This window comes from Georgenia sp. AZ-5 (assembly GCF_043952095.1).
In the GTDB taxonomy this organism is placed as follows: Bacteria; Actinomycetota; Actinomycetes; order Actinomycetales; family Actinomycetaceae; genus Georgenia.
Window position 1 is genome coordinate 4,366,400 of sequence record NZ_JBINOU010000001.1, and the last position, 21,623, is coordinate 4,388,022.

Annotated in this window: 17 protein-coding genes; 11 read left to right on the top strand and 6 right to left on the bottom strand. The window is 74.6% G+C overall.

Features of this window, described 5'->3' with window-relative positions:
• Positions 1 to 130: 130 nt before the first annotated feature.
• On the bottom strand, positions 131 to 1,087 hold the full coding sequence (locus ACF0H8_RS20200; RefSeq protein ID WP_395290941.1) for an ABC transporter permease: 957 nt from the start codon (positions 1,085 to 1,087) through the stop codon (positions 131 to 133).
• Between the two features lie 185 nt (positions 1,088 to 1,272).
• Complete coding sequence (locus ACF0H8_RS20205; protein ID WP_395290630.1) at positions 1,273 to 2,820, bottom strand: sugar ABC transporter ATP-binding protein; 1,548 nt, start codon at positions 2,818 to 2,820, stop codon at positions 1,273 to 1,275.
• A 104-nt stretch (positions 2,821 to 2,924) separates the two neighbouring features.
• Between ACF0H8_RS20205 and ACF0H8_RS20210 the strand changes: the two genes are divergently transcribed.
• The 10 genes from ACF0H8_RS20210 to ACF0H8_RS20255 all read left to right on the top strand — a co-directional run bounded on the left by ACF0H8_RS20210 (position 2,925) and on the right by ACF0H8_RS20255 (position 14,457).
• Complete coding sequence (locus ACF0H8_RS20210; protein WP_395290631.1) at positions 2,925 to 4,118, top strand: ROK family protein; 1,194 nt, start codon at positions 2,925 to 2,927, stop codon at positions 4,116 to 4,118.
• Positions 4,119 to 4,180: 62 nt separating this feature from the next.
• Positions 4,181 to 4,750 (top strand): NYN domain-containing protein, encoded by a 570-nt coding sequence (locus ACF0H8_RS20215; RefSeq protein ID WP_395290632.1) that lies wholly within the window; start codon positions 4,181 to 4,183, stop codon positions 4,748 to 4,750.
• 16 nt (positions 4,751 to 4,766) lie between these two features.
• Positions 4,767 to 6,380 (top strand): amidohydrolase, encoded by a 1,614-nt coding sequence (locus ACF0H8_RS20220; RefSeq protein ID WP_395290633.1) that lies wholly within the window; start codon positions 4,767 to 4,769, stop codon positions 6,378 to 6,380.
• Between the two features lie 137 nt (positions 6,381 to 6,517).
• On the top strand, positions 6,518 to 7,282 hold the full coding sequence (locus ACF0H8_RS20225; protein WP_395290634.1) for a hypothetical protein: 765 nt from the start codon (positions 6,518 to 6,520) through the stop codon (positions 7,280 to 7,282).
• Positions 7,283 to 7,309: 27 nt separating this feature from the next.
• Positions 7,310 to 8,161: a PhzF family phenazine biosynthesis protein gene (locus tag ACF0H8_RS20230; protein WP_395290635.1), complete on the top strand. Its 852-nt coding sequence runs from the start codon at positions 7,310 to 7,312 to the stop codon at positions 8,159 to 8,161.
• 69 nt (positions 8,162 to 8,230) lie between these two features.
• Positions 8,231 to 8,971, top strand: a complete 741-nt coding sequence (locus ACF0H8_RS20235; RefSeq protein ID WP_395290636.1) for a response regulator transcription factor — start codon at positions 8,231 to 8,233, stop codon at positions 8,969 to 8,971.
• Positions 8,971 to 10,506, top strand: a complete 1,536-nt coding sequence (locus tag ACF0H8_RS20240; RefSeq protein WP_395290637.1) for a sensor histidine kinase — start codon at positions 8,971 to 8,973, stop codon at positions 10,504 to 10,506. Before ACF0H8_RS20235 ends, ACF0H8_RS20240 begins: the two co-directional genes overlap by 1 nt.
• A gap of 35 nt (positions 10,507 to 10,541) precedes the next feature.
• Entirely contained in the window at positions 10,542 to 10,832 is a 291-nt protein-coding gene (locus ACF0H8_RS20245; protein WP_395290638.1) for a hypothetical protein, read from the top strand.
• A 93-nt stretch (positions 10,833 to 10,925) separates the two neighbouring features.
• Positions 10,926 to 13,043 carry a glycosyltransferase gene (locus tag ACF0H8_RS20250; protein WP_395290639.1) on the top strand — a complete coding sequence of 706 codons (2,118 nt, stop codon included), beginning with the start codon at positions 10,926 to 10,928 and terminating at the stop codon, positions 13,041 to 13,043.
• Positions 13,044 to 13,047: 4 nt separating this feature from the next.
• Complete coding sequence (locus ACF0H8_RS20255) at positions 13,048 to 14,457, top strand: acyltransferase family protein (RefSeq protein ID WP_395290640.1); 1,410 nt, start codon at positions 13,048 to 13,050, stop codon at positions 14,455 to 14,457.
• On the opposite strand, the gene ACF0H8_RS20260 is transcribed toward ACF0H8_RS20255, so the two are convergent.
• The 4 genes from ACF0H8_RS20260 to ACF0H8_RS20275 are packed head-to-tail and all read right to left on the bottom strand — an operon-like array spanning position 14,417 to position 19,954.
• On the bottom strand, positions 14,417 to 16,105 hold the full coding sequence (locus ACF0H8_RS20260) for an FAD-binding oxidoreductase (protein ID WP_395290641.1): 1,689 nt from the start codon (positions 16,103 to 16,105) through the stop codon (positions 14,417 to 14,419). The two genes, ACF0H8_RS20255 and ACF0H8_RS20260, sit on opposite strands and share 41 nt — an antisense overlap.
• The gene (locus ACF0H8_RS20265) at positions 16,102 to 16,836 is read right to left on the bottom strand and encodes a lysophospholipid acyltransferase family protein (protein WP_395290642.1); all 735 of its coding nucleotides are present in this window, start codon (positions 16,834 to 16,836) and stop codon (positions 16,102 to 16,104) included. Before ACF0H8_RS20265 ends, ACF0H8_RS20260 begins: the two co-directional genes overlap by 4 nt.
• The gene (locus tag ACF0H8_RS20270) at positions 16,833 to 17,690 is read right to left on the bottom strand and encodes an SDR family NAD(P)-dependent oxidoreductase (RefSeq protein WP_395290643.1); all 858 of its coding nucleotides are present in this window, start codon (positions 17,688 to 17,690) and stop codon (positions 16,833 to 16,835) included. Before ACF0H8_RS20270 ends, ACF0H8_RS20265 begins: the two co-directional genes overlap by 4 nt.
• Positions 17,687 to 19,954 (bottom strand): HAD-IB family hydrolase, encoded by a 2,268-nt coding sequence (locus tag ACF0H8_RS20275; protein ID WP_395290644.1) that lies wholly within the window; start codon positions 19,952 to 19,954, stop codon positions 17,687 to 17,689. The genes ACF0H8_RS20270 and ACF0H8_RS20275 overlap by 4 nt, the downstream gene beginning before the upstream one ends.
• A 209-nt stretch (positions 19,955 to 20,163) precedes the next feature.
• Between ACF0H8_RS20275 and ACF0H8_RS20280 the strand changes: the two genes are divergently transcribed.
• Positions 20,164 to 21,579, top strand: a complete 1,416-nt coding sequence (locus tag ACF0H8_RS20280; protein ID WP_395290645.1) for a hypothetical protein — start codon at positions 20,164 to 20,166, stop codon at positions 21,577 to 21,579.
• Positions 21,580 to 21,623: the final 44 nt, after the last annotated feature.

Consider the following 21,623-nt stretch of genomic DNA (forward strand, 5'->3'; position numbering starts at 1 on the left):
TCCTCCTTGAGCAGGGGTGGTGCGGGGGTGGGACGGGGCGGTGGTTGGGGCGGTGGTGCAGGAGTTGGCGGGACGCCAGGCCGCGCCGCCGCCGGGGCGGCGAGCGGACCGCCGGCGCGGCGCGACCGGGCTAGGTGGCGCGGGAGCGGGCGGCGAAGCGCTGCTGCAGCAGCACGGCGGCGACGATGATCGCGCCCTTGGCCACGGACTGGGCCGAGATGGACAGGTTGTTCTGCGTGAACACGTTGGTGAGCGTGGAGAAGATCAGCACGCCGAAGACGGTGCCGACGATGGTGCCCCGCCCGCCCATCAGCAGGGTGCCGCCGACGACGACCGCTGCGATGGCGTCCAGCTCGTACAGCTGGCCGTGGGTGGAGGACCCGGCGGTCGTGCGGGCGAGCATCATCACCGCGCCGATGCCGGCGCTGAGCCCGGCCAGGGCGTACAGGTACATGGTGTGGCGCTGGACCTTGATGCCCGCCAGCCGGGCGGCCTCCGGGTTGCCGCCGACGGCGATGGTGCGCCGCCCGAAGGTGGTGCGGTTGAGCAGCACCCAGCCGGCCACGGCGACCACCGCGAAGATCCACACCAGCACCGGGATGCTCAGCAGGTCGGCCCGGAAGAAGTCCAGGAACGGCTGGACGGTGACGATCTGCGTCTGCCGGTTGGCGATGATCTCGGCGAGCCCGCGGGCGGCGACCATCATCGCGAGGGTCGCGATGAAGGCGACCACCTTGCCGTAGGCGACCAGCACGCCGTTGACCAGCCCCGCGCCGGTGCCCACGAGCAGCGCCGTGAGGACCATGACGAGCCAGTGGATGTTCATCGCGTAGGTCTGGGTGGCCAGCGTGGTGGCCCACACCGTCGCCAGCCCCATGACCGACCCGATGGACAGGTCGATGCCGCCGCCGGTGATCACGAAGGTCATGCCCACGCTGAGGACGCCGATGACGGCGGCCAGGCGCAGGATCGTCATGATGTTGTCCAGGCTGACGAAGCGCTCGCCGGCCGTGACGACGCCGACCACGCACAGCAGGACGAGAGCGAGGACCAGGCCGATGTCGCGGCCGAGGCCCAGGCGGCGCAGCCGGGCCGCGGTGGACGTGCCACCCCGCTCGCCGGCGGCGGTGGTGCCGGTGATCGGCGCCGTCACCGCGCCGGCGCCGCCCTTGCCGGGCGTCGGCCCGAGCGGGGCCTCGGCCCCGGCGTGGGGCAGGGAGTCGCGGTTCGTCGGGGGGAGGTCCCCCGCGCCGCGCCCCGGTGGTTGCTCGCTCACGAGCGGGCTCCTTCCATGACGAGGTCGAGCACGCCGTGCTCGTCGATGAGGTGGGACAGGCCGTGGTGGACCACGCGCCCGTCGGCGATGACCAGGACCTGGTCGGAGAGGTTGAGGACCTCCTCGAGCTCGCTGGAGACGACCACGACGGCGGCCCCGCGCCGGGCGAGCTCGCGGATGAGGGCGTAGATCTCCGCCCGGGCGCCGACGTCGACGCCGCGGGTGGGCTCGTCGAGCAGCAGCACGGAGCAGCCGTGCACCAGCCACCGCGCGAGCATGGCCTTCTGCTGGTTGCCGCCCGAGAGGGTGCGGATCCGCCGCCCGGCGTCGGCGGGCGCCACCTGCAGCGCGCGGATCTGCTCGTCCGCGGCCGCCCGCTCGGCCCGCTCGTCGAGGAAGCCCGTCCGCGCGAACCGGGTGAAGGAGGACAGCGTGATGTTGCGGTAGACCGGCTCGTCCAGCAGCAGCCCCTGGCTCTTGCGCTCCTCGGGCGCCAGCCCGATGCCCTGGCCGACGGCGGCGGGCACCGAGCCGGGGCGTATCTCCTCGCCGTTCACGCGCACGGTCCCGGCGGCGGCGCGGCGGGCGCCGTAGATCGTCTCCAGGATCTCCGACCGCCCGGCGCCGACGAGGCCGGCCAGGCCGACCACCTCGCCGGCGCGCACCGAGAAGGAGACGTCGGAGAAGACGCCGGCGAGGCTGAGGTTCTCCACCTCCAGGACCGTGGGGGCGCCGTCGAGGGCGCGCTGCTCACGCCCGAGGGACTCCAGCGTGCGGCCGGTCATCAGGCGGATGAGGTCCGAGGTGGGGGTGCCGGCCACCTCAAGGTTGGCGGCGACCGTGCGCCCGTCCTTCAGGACGGTCATCCGGTGGCCGATCTCGCGGATCTCCTCCAGCCGGTGCGAGATGTAGATGACGGCGACCCCCTCGGCCGAGAGGGCGCGCACCACCCGGAAGAGGTTGCGCACCTCCTCGGGGTCCAGGACCGCGGAGGGCTCGTCCATGACGATGACCTTCGCGTCGTGCGAGAGCGCGCGGGCGACGGAGACGATCTGCTTGCCGGCGGCGGCCAGGCGCCCGACCTCCCGGCCGGGCGGGATCTCCCCGTGCCCCAGCCGCTGCAGGATCTCGCGGGTGCGGGCGTGCGCCGCCGAGCGCTGGAGGAAGCCGCCGGAGGCGAGCTCGTGGCCAAGGAAGACGTTCTCCGCCACGCTCAGCCCGTCGACGACGTCGAGCTCCTGGTAGATCGTGGCCACGCCGAGCTGCAGCGCGGCCACCGGCGTCGGGATGGTCACCGGGTCCCCGCGCCAGCGGATCTCGCCGGCGTCGGGCTGGTGCGCGCCCGAGAGGATCTTGATCAGCGTCGACTTCCCGGCGCCGTTCTGGCCGAGGAGGCAGTGCACCTCGCCCGCACGGATGTCCAGGTCGACACCGTCCAGGGCGCGCGCGCCTGGGAAGGTCTTGACGATGCCACGCATCTGCAGGAGCGGGTCCGCGGCGGCGGCATCGCCCGGACCGGTCTTCTCGAAACCCACGTCGGCCATGTGGCGAACCTAACAGTCTTTCGTCGCGCGTCAAGCAAAAGTTGCACACATATCGACGCACTATGGGATAGTGGCTACGGAAGGCGAGGTGCTTGACTGTGCCCATGAGCGATCCCGGAGCGACGACCACCCTCGCCCCACCGCGGCTGAGCGGCGCGGGCGACCTTTTCCAGCTGCTGCGCGACGGCCGCTCGTGGACCCGCTCGGAGATCGCCGCCCGTACCGGGCAGGCCCGCTCCACCATCGCCGCCCGGGTCGACCAGCTCGTCGGCATCGGCCTGGTCGAGCCGGCGGGCGAGGCCTCCTCGACCGGCGGCCGCCCGCCCGCGACGTTCCGGTTCAACCCCGCCGTCCGCGTCGTCCTCGCCGTCGACCTCGGCGCCGTGCACGCCCGCCTGGCCGTGACCGACCTCGCCGGCACCGTCCTCGCCGAGGCCGGCGAGCCGCTGGCGATCGCCGACGGCCCGGACAGGGTCCTGGACTGGGTGGGCACCGCCGGCCGGGGCCTGGTGGAGAGCACCGGCCGCCCGGCGAGCGACCTCGTCGCCGTCGGCGTGGGCCTGCCCGGGCCGGTCGAGCACTCCACCGGACGCCCGGTGAACCCGCCGATCATGCCGGGCTGGCACGGCTACGACGTCGCCGCCCGGCTCCGGGGGGCCTTCGACGCCCCGGTGCTGGTGGACAACGACGTCAACCTCATGGCGCTCGGCGAGCACACCGTCGTGATGCCGGGCGTCCAGGACCTGCTCTTCGTCAAGGTGGCCACGGGCATCGGCTCAGGCATCATCAGCGACGGCCAGCTGCGCCGCGGCGCCCAGGGCGCCGCCGGGGACCTCGGGCACATCAAGGTGCGCCAGGGCCCTCAGCTGCCGTGCCGCTGCGGCAACACCGGCTGCCTGGAGGCCGTCGCGAGCGGCACCGCCATCGCGGCCGCCTTGCGGGAGAAGGGCCTGGACGCCACCACCAGCAGCGACGTCGTCGAGCTGGTGCACGCCGGGGACGTCACCGCCGGCCGGGCGGTGCGCCAGGCCGGCCGGGTCATCGGCGGCGTGCTCGCCGGCTGCGTGAACCTGCTCAACCCGTCGGTCATCGTCGTCGGCGGGAGCCTCGCCGCGGCCGGGGAGCAGCTCATCGCGGGCATCCGCGAGGTGGTCTACCAGGACTCCCTGCCGCTGGCCACGCAGCACCTGCGGGTCGTCGTCTCCCGCACCGCCGGCCGCGCCGCCGTGCTGGGGGCCAGCGGCATGGCCACCGCCCACGTGCTCAGCCCGGCCGCCATCGACGCCGTCGTGGCCTGACCTGCCGCGACGTCCCCGGCGGATCACCCCGGACGGGCGTTGCCGACAACTACGCTGTGCCCATGTCTGCAGCAGCGAGCACCACGTACCTCCTCGTCGACGGCGAGAACATCGACGCCACGCTCGGCATGAGCGTGCTGGGCCGCCGCCCGGAGCCCGCGGAGCGCCCGCGGTGGGACCGCATCCTGCACTTCACCGAGGAGGTGTGGCACGAGGACGCGCGCGGGCTGTTCTTCCTCAACGCGACCAGCGGGCAGATGCCGATGAGCTTCGTCCAGGCGCTGCTGGCGATGGCCTTCCACCCCATCCCGCTGGCCGGCACCGGCGCGGAGAAGGTCGTCGACGTCGGCATCCAGCGCACGCTCGACGCCATCCTCGCGCAGGGCGCCGGCGACGTGCTCCTCGCCTCCCACGACGGGGACTTCATCCCGCAGATGGAGCGCCTGCTCGCGGACGGCCGCCGCGTCGGCGTGCTCTGCTTCCGCGAGTTCCTCAACTCCGAGCTGGCTGCGCTGTCCGAGCGGGGCCTGAAGATCTACGACCTGGAGGACGACCTCGGGGCGTTCAACGCCGTCCTCCCCCGGGTGCGGATCATCCCGCTCGCCTCCTTCGACCCGACCCGGTACCTGTGACCGGATCCCGCCCGGTATGACCGCCGGCGCGCCCCGACCGCGGCCCTCGGCCACCGCGGACGACGGCGGCCGGCTCACCGGGTCGGTGCTGCTCCGCGGCTTGCGGCCGGTGCCCGTGCACCCGCCGACGCCCGCCGTCCCCCCGGCCCGTCCGGGCGCGCCCGCCCCGGCCGGGCCGGCGGCCGGCCCGGTGGACCTGCGCGTCGTCGACGGCGCCGTGACGGCGGTGGGGCCGCGGCTGGAGCGCGCCCCCGGCGAGGAGCTCCTGGAGGCAGAGGGCCGCTGGGTCATCCCCGGCCTGTGGGACCACCACGTGCACCTGGGCCAGTGGGCGGGCACCTCCGGGCGGCTGGACGTCTCCGCCGCCCGCAGCGCCGCCGAGGTGGTGGCCCTGGTGCGCGAGCGGCTCGCCACGCACCCGGACCGCCGCGCGCTGGTGGGCTTCGGCTTCCGCGACGCCCTCTGGCCCGACGTCCCGAGCCTCGCCGCGCTCGACGCCGTCGCCGGCGCTCTCCCGGTGGTGCTGGTCTCCGGCGACGTGCACTGCGGCTGGCTCAGCAGCGCCGCCCGCGCCTCGCTGGGGCTCCCGCCCGCCGGCGACGACGACGGCCTGGTGCGCGAGACCCCGTGGTTCGACGCCCTCGGCCGCGTCCCCGCCCTCACCGGCGCGGTGCCCGACCGTGGCTACGCCGAGGCGCTCGAGCGGGCGGCCGCCATGGGCATCGTCGGCCTCACCGAGCTGGAGTTCGGCGCCAACGAGCTCGCGTGGCCCGAGCGCATCGCCCGCGGCCTGGACCTGGTCCGGGTGCGCACCGGCGTCTACCCCGACCGCCTGGAGGAGGTGCTCGCCGCGGGGCTGCGCACCGGGGCGCCGCTGCCCGGGGCGCGCGGGCTGGCCACGATGGGCCCGCTGAAGATCATCTCGGACGGCGCGCTCAACACCCGCACGGCCCACTGCCGCGCCCCCTACCCCGAGCCCGGCGACCCGGGCCACCCGCACGGGCAGCAGTCCGTGCCGGCCGCCGACCTCGAGCGGCTGCTGCGCCGCGCCGCGGCGGGCGGGCTCGCCGTCGCCGTCCACGCCATCGGCGACGCCGCCGTGGCACTGGCCCTCGACGCCCTCGAGGCGACCGGCGCGCGCGGCAGCATCGAGCACGCCCAGCTCGTCGACCCGGCGGATGTTCCCCGGATGGCCGCCCTGGGCGTGGTGGCGAGCGTGCAGCCCGCGCACCTGCTCGACGACCGCGACGTCGCCGAGACGGCGTGGCCCGGCCGCACCGCCCACGCCTTCCCGCTGCGGGAGCTGCTCGACGCCGGCGTCACGCTCGCCCTCGGCTCCGACGCCCCGGTGGCCGCGCTGGACCCGTGGCTCGCCATGGCCGCCGCGGTGCACCGCAGCGCCGACGAGCGCGCGCCCTGGCACCCCGAGCAGCAGCTCACCGCCGCGCAGGCGCTGGCGGCGAGCACCGACGGGCGGGGCACGCCGGCGCCCGGCAGCCCGGCGGACCTGGTCCTGCTGGACGCCGACCCGCTGGCCCCCGGGACCAGCGCCGAGGTGGCCGAGCGCCTGCGGACCATTCCCGTGGCGGCCACCCTCGTCGCCGGCCGGCTCACGCACCGCGCCCTCTGACGCCGCCGGCCGGCCCCTCGACGCCACCTGTCGGCAAGTCAGCCGCCCGTGATTCGGAAGAAGGCAGGCGGGATCTCGATCTGATTGCAGCGCCCTGTTACCGGTGTGACTGCTGTGGCGTCTCGCTATCGTCCGTCGTGTCGCAGCCGGACGTGGGGGGCGCCATGCACGACGAGTACGACATCTCCCGGCTCGAGGACGCCCTCGCCGGGCGACGACCGGCCGCGCAGCGTACGGCGGTGCCGCGTCACGTCGCCGCCCGGCACGGCAGGTCCGGCCGGCGGCCGGCGGCCGCCGCGTTCGCGTGGTTGCCCGTCGAGGCGCCGGCCCCGCGGGGAGCGGAGGCGCCGCCGGCGCCGTGGCGGCCGCTGGGGACGCCCGCCGCCCCGCCGCGGCCGCACCCGGAGCCGGCACCGGCGACGGCCGAGATCGCCCCGCCGCCCGAGCGGCCCGGGCAGCCGCCGCGGTCGCGCCGCCGGCGGGCGTGGCTCACCACCGTGGCGCTGGCCACGGTCGGCGGGGTCGGCCTGGGCACCTGGCTCCTCGCCGAGAACGCGGCGCTCGGGGCGGCCGGCACCCGGTCGCTGACCGTGGTCGTCAGCGACGCCATGACGGTGGAGGGCGACGAGTGCGCGGCGGCCGACTACGAGGGCACGGTCTTCGACGGTGCCGCCCTCGTGGTCACCGACGACGGCGGCACCGAGCTGGCGAGCGCGAGGCTGGACTCGCCTCCCGCGACCACCGACCGCGGGTGCGTGTGGGCCACGACCTTCGACGGGCTGCCCGACGCCCCCGCGTACACGCTCCGGGTCACGGCCGGCCGCCAGGGGTACGAGTACACCTACGACCAGGAGCGGCTGGCGGACCTGTCCTGGTCGGTGTGGGTCAGCGTCGTCGGCTGAGGAGCCGGCCCCGGTACGGTTCAGGTCATGCACACGCGCCGTTTCTCCCAGGTCGACGTCTTCTCCGCCGAGCCCTGCCGCGGCAACCCGGTCGCCGTCGTGGTCGACGGCGAGGGTCTCGGCGACGTCGCGATGCAGGCCTTCGCGCGGTGGACCAACCTGTCCGAGACGACCTTCCTGCTGCCGGCCACGACGCCCGAGGCCGACTACCGGGTGCGGATCTTCACCACCGACGGCGAGCTGCCCTTCGCCGGCCACCCCACCCTCGGCTCCGCCCACGCGTGGCTCGAGGCCGGCAACGCCCCGCGCGCCGAGGGCCGGCTGGTGCAGGAGTGCGCCGCCGGGCTCGTCGAGCTGCGGCAGGAGGAGGGCCGGTGGGCCTTCGCCGGGCCGCCGCTGACCCGGTACGAGCCGGTCGACGACGCGACGCTCGCCCGGGCGGCCGCCGCACTGGGCATCGACCGCTCCGCCGTGCTGGACAGCTCGTGGCTGGTCAACGGCCCCGTGTGGATCGGCCTGCGCCTGGCCTCCGCCGAGGAGGTCCTCGCCCTGCAGGCCAGCTACTCCCAGCTGGGCGACCTGTTCGTCGCCGTGGTCGGGCCCTACCCCGCCGACGACGGCGCCGCCGGGGTCGACGACCGCCCCGACTTCGAGGTGCGCGCCTTCATGGGCACCGGTACCGAGGACCCGGTCACCGGCAGCTTCAACGCCGGCGCGGCCCGGTGGCTGATGGACACCGGGCAGGCGCCGGAGACCTACGTCGCGGCGCAGGGCACCGTGCTCGGCCGGGCCGGGCGGGTGCACGTGCGCGCCGCCGACGGCGAGATCTGGGTGGGCGGCGACACCACCACCATCGTCTCGGGCACCGTTCGCCTCTGACCGCCCGGTCCGAGGGCGACCCAGCCCGCTCCCAGGCAACGCCCAGGGCCCGGCGGCAGACTGGGGGTCATGGACACCGACACCGGCCGCGGCACGGAGGCGCGCCTGCTCGTCGTCGACGACGAGCCGAGCATCCGCGAGCTGCTCTCGGCCTCGCTGCGCTTCGCCGGCTTCGACGTCGTCATGGCCGCGGACGGGAACGCCGCCCTGCGGGCCGCCGGGGAGCAGCAGGTGGACCTCGTGGTGCTCGACGTCATGCTGCCGGACATGGACGGGTTCACCGTGCTGCGGCGCCTGCGGGCGCACGGCGACCCCATCCCGGTGCTCTTCCTCACCGCCCGCGACGACATGTCGGACAAGGTCCAGGGCCTCACCGTGGGCGGGGACGACTACGTCACCAAGCCCTTCAGCCTCGAGGAGGTCGTCGCCCGCATCCGCGCCATCCTGCGCCGGACCCACGTCACGGCCGACGACGGGGCCGTCCTGCGCTACGGCGACCTCGAGCTCGACGAGGACGCCCACGAGGTCCGCCGCGCCGGCCGGCTGGTCGAGCTGTCCCCCACCGAGTTCAAGCTGCTGCGGTACCTGATGATCAACGCCGAGCGCGTCGTGTCCAAGGCGCAGATCCTGGACCACGTGTGGGACTACGACTTCACCGGGGACGCGGCCATCGTCGAGTCCTACATCTCCTACCTGCGCCGCAAGATCGACTCCGCCGCCTCGCTCGGCCTGGACGACGGCACCGACCTGGCCCCGCTCATCCACACCCGGCGCGGCGTGGGCTACGTGCTGCGCCAGCCCCCACGCTGATGCTCGCCCGCCTCCGGGGGCGCTGGCACGCCCTCCCCCTCAGCGGGCGGCTGGTCGCGATCATCGCCGCGCTGCTGCTCGTCGGGCTGGCCACGGCCGGCCTGACGACCGTGACGGTCCTGCGCACGCACCTGGTCCAGCAGGTCGACGAGGAGCTCAGCTCGCGCGGGGGCGAGCTGGCGCAGCGGACGGTGGACCAGCTCATCGCCGGCCGCGGGCGCCAGACCGTGCTGCCCTCGGACTACTACGTCGCCATCCAGGACGGGACCGGCCGCACCTACACCGTGCCCAACCCGCACGCCGAGCAGCTGGGGCGCCCCCGGCTGCCCGAGGTGGACCTCGCCGACCTCGGCGCCCCCACGCCGGTCACCCTGCCCGGCGCCGGCACCCCGGTGCGGTGGCGGGCGGTCACCTTCCCGCTCGGCGAGGAGCGCGGGGGCCCCACCGTGGGCGCGGTGACGGTCGCGCTGCCGCTGTACTCCGTCGACGTGACCACGGCCCGCATCGGCCAGCTGCTCCTGCTCTCCGGGGTCGTCATCGCCGCGGCCGGCGCCGTCGCCGCGTGGGCGGCCGTGCGCCGCGCGCTGCGCCCGCTGCGCGAGATCGAGGCCACCGCCGGCGCCATCGCCGCCGGGGACCTCTCCCGGCGCGTGCCCGCCGAGCCGCCGACGACGGAGGTCGGCTCCCTGGCGCGCTCCCTCAACGCCATGCTGGCGCGGATCGAGCAGTCCTTCGCCGCCCAGCAGGCCTCCGAGCGGCGGATGCGCCGGTTCGTCGCCGACGCCTCGCACGAGCTGCGCACGCCGCTGTCCACGATTCGCGGGTACGGGGAGCTGTACCGGATGGGCGGCGTGCAGGACGTCGGCCAGGCCATGAGCCGCATCGAGTCGGAGTCCAAGCGGATGGGTGCGCTGGTGGAGGACCTGCTCCAGCTCGCCCGCCTGGACGAGGGCCGCCCGCTCGAGCTCGGGCCGGTGGACCTCGTCGCCGTGGCCGCCGACGCCGTCGCCGACCTCCGTGCCGTCGCGACCGACCGGCCCGCCGCCGTGGTGCCGCTCTCGGGCGGCCCCGCCGCCGCGCCCTCGCCGCTGGTCGTCACGGCGGACGAGAACAAGATCCGCCAGGTGGTCGCCAACCTCATGGGCAACGTGCTGCAGCACACCCCGGCGGGCACCGCGGTCGAGATCGCCGTGGGCCGGCCGCAGACGGGCTGGGCGCTGGTGGAGGTACGCGACCACGGCCCCGGCATCGCCGAGGAGGACGCCGGCCGCGTGTTCGAGCGGTTCTACCGGGTGGACCCCTCGCGCACCCGCAGCTCCGGTGGGTCGGGCCTGGGTCTGGCCATCGTGGCGGCGATCATGGGCACCCACGACGGCGGCGTGCGGATCCTGCCGACGCCCGGCGGCGGCACCACGGTGCAGGTGGCCATGCCGGTCGACGGACCACCGCAGCCTGCCGCAGCCGCCGAACCACCCACGGCCCCCATCGCCGCCGCCGAGCACACCGAGCCCGGAACGCCACCGGCCGCGCCGTAGCGCACCCAGCGGTGCCGGTCGCCGGCATCCCGACCATGCGCGCCCGGCCCGTCGCCGGCATCCCGACCATGCGCGCCCGGCCCGTCGCCGGCATCCCGACCATGCGCGCCCGGCCCGTCGCCGGCATCCCGACCATGCGCGGAGCCGCATCGCACGGCGTCGCCCTAGCGCACGACGTCGCCTCTCTGTGCCTCTCCGCCCGTTCCTGGCGGGACGCGGCGCTGGGTTTGCGTACCGCAAGGCCGCGTTGCGGCGTGCTGCGGCACCGTTGCGGACCGGTCTTCTACCCGACACCCGTCGCCGACCCTAGCGTCGACAGCGCCTGACCCGACCGGGTCGGGTGCCACTCCGATTGATCAGGGCGCGGTACTCGCGGGCGAGTGCAGCACCGCATCCCTTCGCTCCTGGGAGGCAGTAGCTTGACGATCCCCGACACCCGCACCCGCATCGGGCGGCTGCCGGCCGACCGGAAGGCACGCCCTGCCGGCCCAGAACGCCTGGCCAGCCCGCTCGTCCGCCTCTCCACCAGCCAGATCACCGACGCGCTGGCACGGCTCCCGATGAGCGCCAGCCCGAGCGGGCGGTGGACGCTCGTCGTCCTGTCCTTCCAGGAGGAGGGACCGCTCGGGAGTATCGCCAGGCCCACCGCGCAGCTCACCCACGGCGTGGCCGCGGCCTTCACGCACCACGTCCCGGGCGCCCGCCTCGTGGGCGCGGACGTACGGGACCAGCTCGTGCTCGTCGTCCCCCGCGCCGGGCGGTCGGCGACCTATCACGCGCTCAACCGGGTCGCGGAGGACCTGGCCGCCCGCGTCCACCAGGTGGCGTCGCCACGCGAGGGGAGCCGGGCGCCCGTCCACGTCACCCCGCACGTCGGCTACACCGCCCTGTCGCGCACGTCGCCGCGCACGTCCCTCGCGCAGGCGGTCCTGGCCGCCCGCCGGGGTGCCGAGCGCCGCGACACCGAACCGACCTTCGCCTCGGACCACCTCAGCGCCGCCGATGAGGCGGCCGTCCTCGGCGACGTCGGGCATGAGGGCGACGAACCGGCCGGCGGCGGACACGCCGCGCCCCCGTCCCGCAGCGTGCGCTCTGGTGCCGGCACCTCGGTGAGCCGCGGCACCCGCGAAGGAGCCAGCTTGTGGGGCCAGCTCGCACTGACCCTCGCCGCGGGTGTGGGGGTCCCGTTCGTGGTGTATGCCGCCGCGGCCCGGTGGGGCCTCGATCTGACCGCGGTGGTCTACCCGCTCGTCGTCGTGGCCCTGGCGCTGACCTCCACCGCCATCATCGCCGAGTCGATGCTCGCCGTCAGCAGCGCCCCGCCTCCCCCGTCCGCCGGCAGCTACCCGCCTGCGAGCGCCGTCATCGCGGCCTACCTGCCCAACGAGGCGGGGACCATCGTCGAGACGGTCCGGGCCGTTCAGCGGCAGGACTATCCGGGGCGGTTCCAGATCGTGCTGGCCTACAACAGCCCCAGCCCCTTGCCGGTGGAACGCGTGCTGGAGCGGATGGCCGCGCAGGACGAGCGGCTGGTGCTGCTGCGAGTGCCCGGCTCGACGTCCAAGGCGCAGAACGTCAACGCCGCCCTGGACGTCGTCGACGGCGAGATCGTCGGCGTCTTCGACGCCGACCACCACCCCGCGCCCGGCGCCTTCGCGCGGGCGTGGCACTGGCTGGCGAACGGCTACGACGTCGTGCAGGGCCACTGCGTCGTCCGCAACGGCGGACAGTCCTGGGTCGCGCGGACCGTGGCCGTGGAGTTCGAGTCCATCTACTCGGTGTCCCACCCCGGCCGGGCCCGCATGCACGGCTTCGCGATCTTCGGTGGCTCCAACGGCTACTGGCGCACGCCGGTCCTGCGGACGGTCCGGATGCGCAAGCGCATGCTCACGGAGGACATCGACTCCTCGATGCGCGCCGTCCTCGCGGGCTACAGGATCGCCTCTGACCGCGCCCTGCTCTCCTACGAGCTCGCCCCGACCACGGTGCCGCACCTGATCGCTCAGCGGCTGCGGTGGGCGCAGGGCTGGTCGCAGGTGTCGGCCCGGTGGCTCGGCTCGGGCACCCGCTCCCGGCGGCTCACGGTGCGCCAACGCCTGGGCATGGCACACCTGCTCGGGTGGCGGGAGGCCTACCCGTGGATCTCGCTCCAGGTGGTGCCCATCGTGGGGTACGCCGTGCTCGCCGGCGGCGTGCACTCGTGGTTCATCAGCCTCTTCGCCGCGTCAACCCTGCTGACGGTGGGCATAGGACCGCTGCAGGCGCTCATGGCGTACCGCCTCGCGGAGCCCAGCGTCCGCGCCCACCCCCGCTGGTTCTGGACGTACGTCCTCCTGTCGCCGCTGTACACCGAGTTCAAGGCAGCGCTGACGCGGATCGCGCACGTCAAGCAGCTCCTGGGCGAACACGTCTGGAGGGTCACTCCGCGCACCGCGGCCGTCCCGCCCTCCTCGTCGGCGGCGCCCGCCGGCACGCAGGCGACGGGCGCCCGGATCGCCGTCTCCCCGTCACCGACCCCATCGACCACGAGGGCCTGAAACGATGACCGACCGCCGCGTCCCAGTCGAAGCACTGACCCCGGCGGGCCGCTCCGCGGCCATCGACGCCGGTTCGGACGTCCTCGTCGACGAGCCGGCCCTGCGCGGTGATTCCCGCCCCACGGCCAGCCCGCAGCTGGCCGTGCCCGGGAACACCGGCAGGCGGATGGAGGATTTGGAGGGGTACCGCGGGCTGGCGGCCTTCGGCGTGGTCGTCTTCCACGCCTACCAGTTCACCCGCCAGGGACCCGGTGCGGCCTATGCCTACGAGGGCACGTGGCTCCACCCACTGCTCGTCAGCCTGGACGCCCTCGTCAACCTCTTCTTCGTCCTGTCCGCCGTCCTGCTGTATCTGCCGATCGCGCGCCGGCTGCTCGAAGGGCAACCCGCGCCGGCCGCCGGGGTCTTCCTGTCCCGTCGCGCCATCCGGATCCTGCCCCTGTACGTCAGCGCCGTCGTGATCGTGTGGGCGTTTCGCAACCCGGTGCTTCCCGGGGAGTGGCGGGACCTCCTCGAGCACCTCACCTTCACCCACGTCTTCGACACCCAGCGGATCTTCTGGACCATCGGGCCCGCCTGGTCACTCGCGGTCGAGATCTACTTCTACGTCCTTCTGGCAGCCATCATCGCCGTGCTCGGCCGGACGCGGGCACACCGGTTGTCCCGGCGCGCGCGGGTGTGCGTGGCCTGGGCACCGATCGCCGGGCTTATCACGGTCTCCGGCGCCCACCATGCCTGGGCTCTCTCCTCCGGTGTCGCGCCGGAGGTCTATGCGGTGTGGTTCTCTCCCCTGGCGAAGGCCTACATGTTCGGTCTGGGCATGGCTCTCGCCGTGGTCGTGGTGCGCCGCGGCCGGCGGGCCCTGGGCCGGCCGGCGCTGGTGGCGCTGCAGGCGGCGGCGGGGGTCCTGCTGGTGGCCGCCGCGTTGCAGCGCCACCCGGCCACCTGGAGCACGGCACTGTTCCACCTGCTCACCACGGTGGCGTTCACCGCGCTGCTCGCCTCCTCCGTGCTGGCGCCGCGGACCGCGTGGTGGCGCCGCGTGCTCGGCAGCCGGCGGATGCAGAGCGCCGGTCTCATCAGCTACTCCGTCTATCTCTGGCACGAGCCCCTGCTGCTGCTCATGTACGACCGGGGGCTGGTGACGCAGGCACAGGCGGACTTCTGGTGGGTGGCCCTCGTCCTCGTGGCCACCTCCGCCGTGGTGGGCTGGGTCAGCTACTGGGTCATCGAGTACCCGCCCGGCAGGCTGCGGGTGCTCCGCGACGCCAACGGCCGGCGGCGCGACTTCTACCAGGCGGCGCTCGTCCCCGCCGTGCACGCGTCCTCCGTCGACGGCGCGGCCGGGGAGCACGCGCCGGGATGGTCGGTGGTCACCACTCCCGGTGCGCCGGGATCAACGACCCGGGGTTGAGGTTGCGCCCGGGGTCGACCGAGCGCAGGAGCCCCACCATCACGTCCGTGCCCGCCGGGGAGATGTCCTCTTCCAGCCAGTGCGCGTGGTCGGTGCCCACGCCGTGGTGGTGGGAGATCGTCGCACCGTTGTCCACGAACGACTGCTGGATCGCGCTCTTGACCTCCCAGTAGCGCTTGAGCTGCTCGTCCACGTCGGCGGTCCCGGGCGGGAACGCGAAGGTGAAGTACAGGCACGCGCCCGAGTGATAGCTGTGCGAGAGGTGGCACATGATGAAGCCCTTGACGCCCAGCCGGTCGAAGGCCTCCCGGGCCGCGCGCACGGTGCCCGTGTAGACGTCCAGGAGCCGCGACCACGGCGCGGCGGTCTCCGACACGTCCCCCATGGCACCCACGTCCAGGAGGAAGTCCCGGATGTACGGGGTGTCGAACTTTTTCTGGTCGTACAGAGCGCCGGGGCCGGTGCCGAGCCTGATGCCCCCGTGCGCCTTGACGATCTTGCCGACCGTCCCCTTGGTGCGGGCGACGTGCTCCTTGCCGCCCTCGTAGCCGACGTAGGACAGGCAGGCCTGGTCGAGGTCCCAGCCGCGCCGCTCCAGCACGGCGAACAGGGCCTTGGACACCTTGCCCTTGAGGCCCTTGCTCCTCTTCTGCGTCGCCAGCGAGAACTGGGTCTCGTTGGCGTCGGAGACGCGGGTGACCGAGGGGGCGGCGTCGGAGGCGGAGATCTCCTGCATCGCCGCCAGGCCCTCGGCCCAGCTCGGGAACAGGTAGGCGATGATCTCGCGGTTCTCGGGCACCCGGTGGACGTTGACCCACGCCTCGGTGATGACGCCCAGCCGTCCCTCGGAGCCGAGGACCATCTCCCGCACGCTCGGCCCGGAGGACGTCGAGGGCAGCGGGCGCAGGACGACCACCTTGCCGGGCTGGACCACGCGCAGCCCGCGGGTGATGTCGGCGATGTCGCCGTACTTGTCGGACTGCATGCCGGAGGAGCGGGTCGCGATCCACCCGCCGAGGGTGGAGTGGCGGAAGCTGTCGGGCTGGTGGCCCATCGTCCAGCCGCGCGCGCCGAGCTGCTCCTCCATGTCCGGACCGAGCACGCCGGCCTGGATGCGGGCGAGGCCTGCGGCCTCGTCGACCTCCAGCACCCGGTTCATCCGGCCGAGGTCCAGGGAGACGACGACGCGCGGCTCCTCGGCCGGCGGGGTGAGCGAGCCGGAGATGTTCGAGCCCCCGCCGAAGGGGATGACGACGGCGTCGGCGGCGACGACGGCGTCGACCACCGCGCGCACCTCGTCCTCGTCGCCGGGGTAGACGACGACGTCGGGCACCCGCGGGAGGTGGCCGGCGCGCACCTTCACCAGGTCCGCCAGGCCCTTGCCGTAGGTGTGGACGACGCGGTCGAGGTCGTCGGTCACGACGTGGTCACGGCCGACCGCACCGATCAGGGTGGCGGCGAGCTCCTCGCCGAGGCGCGAGCCGGGCACGTCAAGGTCCTCGAACGCCGGCGGCGGCGTGCCGGGGGCATTGAGGTCGATGCCCACCTTGTCCAGGACGAACGGCGCCAGCTTGGGCTTGTCCTCGTGGTGGAAGGCGACGCCCTCCACCCCCCAGCCCCACCACTTCTGGTGCGGAACACCGTTCACGAAGCTGCCTCCTGCGAGTCGTCGTTGCCTGTCCGTGCCTGACCGTGCGCGTCACCCACGACGTAGGGGGTCTGCATGGTCAGCATCGTGGAGATCCGCGCCTCCACCCGCCTGTTGAACTCCGTGGCCTTCTCCCCCGGCCCGGGCCGCATGGGCCTGCCGATGAGCATCGTCACCGGGGGCCGGCCCGGCACGGGCCAGGAGCGGCCGACGGGCATCGCCTCACGGGTGCCCAGCAGCGCCACGGGCACGCAGGGCACGCCCTGCGTGACGCACAGCGCGGCCGCGCCCGGCTTGAACCGCTGCATCTGCCCGTCGCGGGAGCGGGTCCCCTCGGGAAAGATCAGCACCGGCACGCCCTGGGAGAGCAGCCGCGCCGACATGCCCCGGCCTCGGCCGCCGCCGGTGCGGTGGACCGGGTAGGAGTTGAAGAACAGCGACGTCGGGGCCTTGATCCACCACTGCTTGTAGAAGTAGTCGGCGGCCGCGGCGACCGCCAGGTGGCGGGTGAACCGGCGCGGCAGCCCGGTGACCAGCAGCGTGGCGTCGAGGTGGCTGGTGTGGTTGGCGACGAGCACGAAGGGGCCGGACAGCCCCTCGAGGTTGTCGCGGCCCTTGACCGTGGTGGTGGTGATCGCCCGCACCACGGGACGTAGCACGAGGCGCTGGGCGACGAAGCGCGCCCAGCGGTGCCAGCGGGCGTGGTAGCGCCCCACGCCGGGGGCGCTCATCGCCGGCTCCGGTTGAGCAGGGCGGTCACCCTGCGCACCGCGGGCCGTGGCCCGTGCTCGGCCAGGAAGGCGAGGGTGCGGAACCGCCGGGACGGCACCGACCGCTGCCGGCCGCGCTCCACGTCCGCCAGGCACGCGGCGACGACGTCGTCGGCCTCCAGCCACAGCGGGTTGGGGATCGAGCTGGCGCGGATGCCGGCCCGCTCGTGGAACTCGGTGCGGACCCAGCCGGGCATCAGGGTGGTGACCCGCACGCCGCTGCCGGCGAGCTCGAGGGCCAGGCTCTCGGAGTAGGTGCGCACGAACGACTTGATCGCCGAGTACATGCCCATCGGGATCAGCCCGGCCACCGAGGAGACGTTGATGATCACCCCGTGGCCGCGGGCGCGCATGGCGCGGCCCGCGGCGGCGCCCAGGACGAGGACGGCGCGGACCATGAGGTCGAGCGCCTGCTCGTGCTCGGAGGTGTCGACGTCGGTGAGCCGCACGTGCACGCCCTTGCCGGCGTTGTTGACGAGGATCTCGACCGGGGCGGCGGTGTCGCCGAGCCGGGCGGCCACGGCGTCGACGTCCTCGCGGCGGGCCAGGTCGGCCGGCAGGGTCTCGACCTCCACGCCGTAGCGCCAGCGCAGCCGCTCCGCCGTCGTCTCGAGCCGGTCGGCGTCCCGGGCGACGAGCACCAGGTCGCAGCCGCGGGCGGCCAGGGCGTGCCCGAAGGACAGCCCGATCCCGGAGGTGCCGCCGGTGACCAGGGCCCGCCCGCGCAGCGGCGAGCCCTCCACGGGGGTGGCCCGGCCCGGGCGGCGGCCGACCGCGCTGCCCGGACCCACGCCGTCGCCGGTCCCTCCGCTCATCGCTCCCCGCTCCCCTTGATGCTCCGCAGGACCGGGGAGAGCCGACCCTCACCGGTCGTCGTCCAGCTGTGCACGGGCCAGCGCCGCGCCTTGGCATAACGGTAGAGGCTGGAGTCGGGGTTCACCGCGTTGGGGTGGCCCACGACCTCCAGCCACGCCCGGTCGGCGTAGCTGTCGCCGTAGGCGTAGGAGCCGGTCAGGTCCATGCCCTCGTCGCGGGCGTAGCGGCGCAGCCAGGCGGCCCGCGCCTCACCGACCAGCGGCGAGGTGGCCAGGTGCCCGGTCCACACGCCGTCGGCGTCCGTCTCCATCTTCCCCGCGACGATGACGTCGAAGAGCGGGGCCAGCGGCTCGACGAACACGTCGATCTCGCCGGTGAGCAGGACGGTGCGGTGCCCGGCAGCCCGGTGCGCCTGCACCTGGGCGACGGCCTCGCTCAGCAGGCCCCGCCGCAGCGACGCCGTGACCTTCTTGGCGACGACCTCGCGCAGCTCGGCCTCCTTCACCCCGGCGTAGCGGCGCATGAAGGTGCGGATGAAGTCGCCCCGGTCGCGCCGCTCGGCCTGGAGGTAGCGCGGGCCGAGGGCGACGAGGTTGATTAGGGACGCGGGCCAGTGGCTCGCGGGCTTGGCGGCCAGCTCCACCCACAGGTACTGCTCGACCAGCGTGGGGGCGGCCACGGTGCGCTGGAGGTCGAACACGGCGACGACGTCGTCGCGGCTCTCCAGCTCCTTCGGCCCGGCCGGGGCGGAGGAGCCGGCGCGGCTGCGCATGAGCCCGGGCACCTTGGGGATGTGGACGTCCTGGAGGTAGTGGCGCCAGTCGATCTCGGTGACGTCGAAGCCGTGGTCGGCGCGCCGCTCGGCCGGCAGCGACGCGTGCAGGGCACGCAGCCGGGCGTCGTCGAAGATCACCTCGGTCTGGGTGTAGGGCTGGTACAGGCCGGTGAACTTGCGAAGCGTGCCCAGGTCCTGCCGGGCGCGGTGCAGCGCGGAGATCCAGCCGCGGGTGCGGTCGTTGGCCGGCAGGTGGTCCACCACCTTGTCCGCGAGCGCCACCACGCGCTCGCGGCGGGTCAGGGCCCGCTCGACGGCGCCGGTGTGCGGGAAGGACCACGACGGCACGGCCACGTGGGCGCCCTCGGCGTCCTTGAGCGGGTGCGCCTCGAAGTACGCGCGCACGAGCCGCAGCAGCTCGCCGAAGCGCAGCGGGTTGGTGATGCCCGAGCAGACCTGGAAGTACTGCGCCGGCCCGGCCGGCGGCGGCGAGGCCGCCGCGGCCAGGATGGCGTTGACGACGAAGTCCACCGGGATGACGTCGAGCACCGTGTCCGCGAGCGCCGGGAACTCCGGCAGCATGCCGCGGCCGTAGGCCGCGATGAGCGGGTCGGCCACCTTGAACCCGTCGATCCAGCCCGGGTAGGGGTGGCGCAGCGCGGACTCGATGATGGTCGGTCGCACCACGGACAGGCGGTGGCCGGCCCCGGCCCACAGGTCCTCGGCGACCCGCTCGCCCAGCGCCTTGGTGAAGGTGTAGACGTCCGTCCAGCCGAGCATGTTGGCGCGGGTGCGGCCCGCCTCGACCAGCTCGTGACGGACCCAGTCCTGCCGGGCCTGCTCCGCGGCCTCCGCCACGGCGGCGGCGCCGGCCCGGCGGTGCTTGGCCTGCGCCTCCGCGAGCAGGCGGCGCAGCACCTCGGGGCTGCGCGAGGCGGTCTCGACCTCGGTGCGCGCCGCGAGCGCCTGGGCGTGCTCGAGGTCCCGGTCCACCTGGTGGTCCAGGGAGGCCTCCTCGGCGACGCCCTTGCGCAGCCCGGCGACATAGCTCGTCGAGACGTGCACGACGTGCGGGTCGGCGCCCGTGGCGAGCAGCGCCTGGTACAGCGACACGGGCCCGCCGACGTTGGCGTCGAACGCCTCGTCGATGGGCAGGTCGAAGGAGACGGTGGAGGCGGAGTGGATGACCACGTCCACGTCGCGGGGCAGCGGCGGGAGGTCGCCGAGGTCACCCTCGAGCACGTCCACCCGCTCGGCGAACGCCGCTGCGGCGGCGTCCTCGCCCACGCGTGCGCGCCACGCCCTGAACACCGGCTTGCGCAGGAGCTTGTCCACGCGCGCCTGGGCCGTGAGGTCGCCGCGCGGGCGGACGAGCACGCTCACGCGCGTGGTGGGGTAGGAGGACAGCAGCTTCTCCAGGACTGCCTGCCCGACGAACCCCGTGGCACCGGTCAGGAGCACGTGCGCCCCGTCGAGGGAAGATGACATTCCGCTGACAATACCGGTGCCGGCGAGGCGCGACCGCACTCCCGGCGACAGCCGTCGCCCGGCAGCGGGACCCGCACCCGGTGAGACCCGCCACCCGGGCGCCCCCTCCCCGCACAGGGACTTGCCGCCGGTCGCAGGCGGTCTACGATCGGGGCTCTGGGCACGGCACCGCCGGGCCCGGGAACGAACCGTCAAGGAAAACTGGAGCCATGGGCGTCACCGACGTACCTCAATGGTTGCCCTCCGCCTTCGTCCGTAGCGTCCTCGCCGTCGGTGCCACAGCGCCGCGCGAGCAGATCGAAGAGGCCTGCAGCAGGCTCCTCGCGCGCTGGCAGGAGCCGGAACGCCATTTCCACAACCTCAAGCACCTGGTCGACGTGCTTGCCCGGGTCGACGAGCTGGCCGCCGAGACCCACCACCCCGACGTCGTCCGCCTGGCCGCCTGGTACCACGGGGCCGTCTTCAGCTCCACGGCGCGCAAGGCGTACTCGCGTAGCGGCGGCGAGGACGAGGTGGCCTCCGCCGAGCTCGCGACGGCCGACCTCCGCTCGCTGGGGGTGCCGGAGAAGGTGATCGCCCGGGTCACCGAGCTGATCCACCGCCTCAAGCGGCACGAGGCCGACCCGCGCGACATCGACAGCCTGGCGCTGTGCGACGCCGACCTCGCCGTGCTGGCGGCCGACCCGCAGCACTACCGCGCCTACCGCAGGGCCGTCCGCGCGGAGTACGAGCACCTTCCCGCGCGCCACTACGTCGAGGCCCGCAAGGCGATCGTGACCAAGCTGCTCGCGAGGCGGCACCTCTTCGTCAGCCCCATGGGCGCGCAGTGGGAGGACATCGCGCGCGAGAACCTCCGCGCCGAGCTGGAGCGCCTGGAGGCCGAGCTCGCGGATATGGGCGACGCCCTCCCCGGCGACTCCGTCACGGAGGCCGAGGCGGCGGCCGCCGAGCAGGCGGCCGCGGAGGGCACCCCCGCGCTCTCCCACGCCGACGCGGGCCGGGCGGCGGCCGCCCCGGCCCCGCCCGCGGGGCAGGCGCCGCGCACCTCGGGCCAGATGTTCGCCCCGACGGGTGCGGTCGTGCTGCCGCCGGAGAGGGAGCCGGCCGGCGCGTCGGCCGACAGCGCCGCGGCGGCGGCGCTCGGCACGTCCCCGCCGGCCGACGGGGCGGTGGAGGAGCCGCGCGCGGTGCCCGCACGCTCGTCGTCCCTGGAGTCCCTGCCGGACGAGCTGGACCCGCTCGCCGTGCGGGTCCGCGGCGTCGACGACGGCGCGCGGGCCGAGCGCCAGCAGGTGGCGCAGAGCTCGCGGGAGCTCGTCGAGCACGCCGTCCGGGAGGGCCGGGCGCGCGCCGAGCGCGAGCGCGACCAGCGCGAGCGGCTCGAGGCCGTCCGGGCCGAGCGCGAGCGCGACCAGCGCGAGCGGCTCGAGGCCGTGCGCGCCGAGCGCGACGAGGCGATCGCTGCGTTCCGTGCACGCCGGCAGGGCCGCAGCGCCCCCTCGGCGCCCACGCCCACCGAGCCGGAGGAGCCGGACCGGCTCGCCACGATCCCGCTGACCGGCATCGAGCGCGAGCCCGAGCTGTTCGGCCGCCCGCGCCGCAAGGGCGACAAGAAGCGCCGCTGACCAGCCCTCCCCCGCGGCACGACCCGCCGTCCCGGCCCGCGGTC